The following is a 3,996-nucleotide window of genomic DNA, read 5'->3' as shown; positions in this document are numbered from 1 at the left end:
GTCATGCAGACAAAACCCCGCCAGGCATGGGTCGTTTCCACATGAGCCCAACCGGGGAAAACCTCTGCCCGCCGCCGCTCCATGAAGCGCCGCATCTTTGCGCCATCCGCCTCCGTGCCGGTCGTGTCGCCCCGCGCCCCGAACAGAAAACGGCGGTCCGGCAACAGGCGGTAATAGAAGAGCAGGTTGCGCGTGTTGGCGCAGGGCGTTTCCGTCTGCCAGTTCTGCGCGGCAAGCTCATCCGCCGTCAGCGGACGCGTCACCACAATGTTCGACATGACGGGAATGATCCGGTCTGCGAGCAGGCTTGGCATCGGCGCGCGCGTGAAACCGTTCGTCGCCACCACGACGCGCCTTGCGCGGATGGTGCCGGAAGGCGTCACCAGAAGATGCGTCTCCCCTTCCCGCTCCCAGCGCAGCACAGGCGAGCGCCCATGCAGTTTCGCGCCCACTCGCGCGGCAACCGTTGCAAGCCCGCGCGCCAGCCGAAGCGGATGCAGCCCGAAGCCCAGCGGATTGAGCAGCGCGCCGAATTGTTCGCGGGAATCATAGAAGCGTTCCGCCACTTCTTCCCGGCTGAAAAGCCTGAGCCCGAGGCCGAAGGTGCGGTTCACAAATTCCGCTTCCTGCTCCAGCAGGGCAAAGCGCGATGGCGCATGCGCAACAAGAAGTTCGCCTTCTCCCTGTGCTTCAATGTCTATGCCTTCGCTCTCCGCAAAGGAGCGAACAAATGAAATGGCCTCACGCTGGGAATCGATGAAGCGTCTTGCTTCCGCCTCCCCATAGCGTTTCACCAGATCGCCGAGCGAAAGCGTGGTCGGCGGTAGCGTGCAGAAGCCGCCATTTCGTCCCGAAGCACCCCAGCCTAGCGGCCCGGCTTCCAGCAGGCGCACATCAATCGAGAAATCGCGCGCGAGATGAAGCGCGCAGGAAAGGCCCGTATAGCCGCCACCAATAATGGCGACATCGCATGTCTCGTCGCGATTGGGGCCGAGATCCACGCCTGGCGTGAGGGGTGGCGCGGTTTCTTCCCAGAGGCTCCCGGCCGGGCGGCCTCCGTCATACATGTCGCGGTGATACCAGCTCAGCCTGTCCCCCTTCCCGCTCCGGCCGCAAGTTTACTCAGCCGGCACAGGTTCCATGTGCCGCTCGTCCTGTCCTTCGCGATGCCTGAATCGGATCCCTTTTGATTTCTCGCGGTCCTCACGCATCGCCTTTGCCACGCGCTGGCGCTGCTCCGGCGTGAGCTTCGCAAAGCCGTCCAGCATTGCTTCCCGCCCGAGCGCGCTCATCGCCATGGTCGCCTCCGATATAGCATCAAAGGCGGCCCGCACAGCGGCTTCATCATAAGGCTCGGCGGCGATCGCATCGATCAGCCTGTCGCGCGCTTCCCGCGTTTCACGGATATGCGGTGCAACCTCGCGGAACCGCTCCCTCATCGCATGGCGGATGATGAGACGGTCTTCCTCCGGCAGTTCCTTCAGCGCGCCATACATGACCGACGGGCCATAGCCTTTGGGTGGCGGCCCATAGCGATCAGGCGGCCCCTTGATGACGGGCACCGCGATCAGCGCGACCAGAAAGAGATTGAGCGCCAGCGAGGCGAGAAAGACCGGGCCGAGCCAGCGGCGCTGCGGCTTGTCGTTCATGTTGCTCATTGCATCCACTCCTCTGGCCAGGCCGTATCCGCCAGTGCCAAAGCCACCAGCCGCTCACCCGTTTCCATTTCCACCGAGGCGGCGCTGGCTGCGGACATTCCGATAACCGATACTTCAGAAACAGAGCCAAGCGCCACACCAAGCATGATGGACGCCGCAAGCGCCCCTGTGGGCACCACGGGCGACCCGTAAGGCCACACAGCTTCGATCAGCCTGCGGAAGACGCCCTTGTCCTGCAGCGGCGCGGGTGCGACTGCCACTGCGCGGGGACGTGCGGCCATCAGCCGTTCGACAAGCGCCGCAGAGGGTGCCTCCACGCGGGCGGCCGCAAGCATTAGATCGAGTTTTGCGGCTTCTGCGGCCAGCGCCTGTGCGGCGGGATCTTCCGCGAGCAACGCCTCGGCTGCGGCGCGCTCATCCGCAGGCCAGCGCGCTGGCGACGTGCCATAGGCATCGATGATCGCGGCGAAGCGCTCCAGTGTCATCTTGTTGCTCATGATCTTCTATCCATAGGCGCGCTCAGGCGCTTGTTTCCCTTGAACGCAACAACTCGTCTCTTTCCGTCGCCAGAAGCGCGCGCAACTGCCGCCGCCCGCGCGAAAGCAATGATTCCACCGCCTCAACCGAAACTTCCAGAATCTCCGCCGTCTCGGTATTCGAGAAGCCTTCATAATGGGAGAGCGCAATGGCCGCGCGCTGGCGTTCCGGTAGTTGTTGCAAGGCTGCTTCTACCCGCGCCGCAAGCTGGTCCTGCTCCAGCCGCGCATCGGGGCCGGGCTCGCCGCTCACCAGATCCGGCATGTCATCAATATCGACCGAGGGCCGCAGGCGGCGCAGCCTGTCGAGACAAAGGTTGGCCGCCACCCGATAGAGCCATGTGCCGAACTGTGCCCTGCCCGGCTGCCAGCTTTCCGCATGGGTCCAGACGCGCAGAAAAACTTCCTGCGCCACTTCCTCGGCATCGGCCTGATTGCCCATCATGCGGCGGGCAAGCGCAACGACGCGCCCGAGATGGCGCTCCATCAGAAGACGGCAGGCCCGCTCATCGCCTCTGGCGACGGCGGCAACCAGTTCATCATCCGGCGTTTCGTCCACGCAACCGCTTCCTCTCCTGCCCTCACGACGCGAATGAAGGGCACCAGCTCGCACCGGCGCCCCTCAGGCGAAGGGTCTGGCCGCAGCCTAGCTTGCTGCGGCCAGAGTTTACATCCCTTCCGCGGTCAGCGGTCTTTCCGCTCTCCGCGATCCTTGTGGCCTTCGCCCCGTTCAAGCTTGCCATCGCTGTTGCGATCGAGCTTTTCGAACATCTTGTCGGCACCGGCAAGGAACTCGTCCTTCGTCACATTGCCGTCGCCATCGGCGTCAAGACGGGAGAAGTAGTCGCCGCGCTTGCCATCCTTCTTGTCCGCACGCTCGCCATGATGCTTCTTCTTCGCGGCCTGCATTTCTTCCAGCGTCACGGCACCGTCGCCATCTGCATCCAGCTTCTCGAAATACTTTTCGGAAAACTTCACATGGCGTTCGGCCTTGTCGCCGTCCTTGCCGCGTTCGGCAAGACGCTTCGTGGCGGCGTCTTTCATCTCTTCAAGCGTTACCTTGCCATCACCATCGACATCGAGCTTCGCAAAGCGCTCAGCCGGATCAGGCCGCTCACCGCGATGGGCCTTGAACGCCTCGCGCGCCTTTTCATGCGCGGCCTTCACCTCTTCCTTGGTCAGCACGCCGTCGCCATCGATGTCCATCTTGTTGAAGCGCGCTTCAGCGCCCGCACGGAACTCTGCCTGCGAAATCGCGCCGTCCTTATCGGTGTCCGCCATCTCGAACAGCTTGCCACCATGGCCACCCTTGCCGGGCTCCGCATGCGAAAGTGCCGGAACCGTCATCGCCATTGCGAGTGCCGCCACACCACCAAGCAGTCCAATTTTGAGCTTTTTCATATCTTCAATTCCCTTTCCAGGTTTCGTCCCCCTGGGCCTGAGCACAGCGCTTGCCGCATGGTCCGGGCCGAACGGCCTCGAACGACAAGCAATCACCGCTCTTCAGAAGGTGAAACGCGGGGGTGACGGGTTTCCGTCGCCTTTCAGGAGAAAAATTTTCAGGGATGAAGCGGGGCCGGCTGCTGGACACGCCGGGGATGGACGAAAGCAGGCGCGGTGAGGACCCGGGCAGACGCAGGCAGTTCCACCACCGAAAGCCCCTCCCGCCGTTCCGCAAGGACGGAAAGCCCGCCCGCTGCTGCGGCTCCGGCATCGACAACCGCAAGCGCGATGTTGGCACCCAGAGCGGGCGAAAAGCCTGTGCTTGTCGCCGTGCCCACGATTTTCCCGCCCGACAGAAC

Annotated in this window: 6 protein-coding genes; all 6 read right to left on the bottom strand. The window is 63.4% G+C overall.

Going from position 1 to position 3,996, the window contains the following annotated elements:
- Positions 1-1,067: NAD(P)/FAD-dependent oxidoreductase (locus WBF74_RS02670; protein WP_424434776.1), on the bottom strand; the 1,067-nt coding region annotated here is incomplete at its 3' end.
- 51 nt (positions 1,068-1,118) lie between these two features.
- On the bottom strand, positions 1,119-1,658 hold the full coding sequence (locus WBF74_RS02665; RefSeq protein ID WP_424434773.1) for a periplasmic heavy metal sensor: 540 nt from the start codon (positions 1,656-1,658) through the stop codon (positions 1,119-1,121).
- The gene (locus WBF74_RS02660; protein ID WP_424434770.1) at positions 1,655-2,155 is read right to left on the bottom strand and encodes a hypothetical protein; all 501 of its coding nucleotides are present in this window, start codon (positions 2,153-2,155) and stop codon (positions 1,655-1,657) included. The genes WBF74_RS02665 and WBF74_RS02660 overlap by 4 nt, the downstream gene beginning before the upstream one ends.
- 22 nt (positions 2,156-2,177) lie before the next feature.
- Entirely contained in the window at positions 2,178-2,807 is a 630-nt protein-coding gene (locus WBF74_RS02655; RefSeq protein ID WP_424434767.1) for an RNA polymerase sigma factor, read from the bottom strand.
- A gap of 71 nt (positions 2,808-2,878) precedes the next feature.
- Positions 2,879-3,595 (bottom strand): EF-hand domain-containing protein, encoded by a 717-nt coding sequence (locus WBF74_RS02650; protein ID WP_424434764.1) that lies wholly within the window; start codon positions 3,593-3,595, stop codon positions 2,879-2,881.
- 158 nt (positions 3,596-3,753) lie between these two features.
- The coding region (locus WBF74_RS02645; protein ID WP_424434761.1) for a glycine cleavage T C-terminal barrel domain-containing protein at positions 3,754-3,996 on the bottom strand (243 nt) is incomplete at its 5' end.

It is taken from the genome of Parvibaculum sp. (assembly GCF_049672805.1).
In the GTDB taxonomy this organism is placed as follows: Bacteria; Pseudomonadota; Alphaproteobacteria; order Parvibaculales; family Parvibaculaceae; genus Parvibaculum.
The sequence above is the reverse complement of the archived record's forward strand: the minus strand, read 5'-3'. Positions and strand labels throughout refer to the sequence as shown.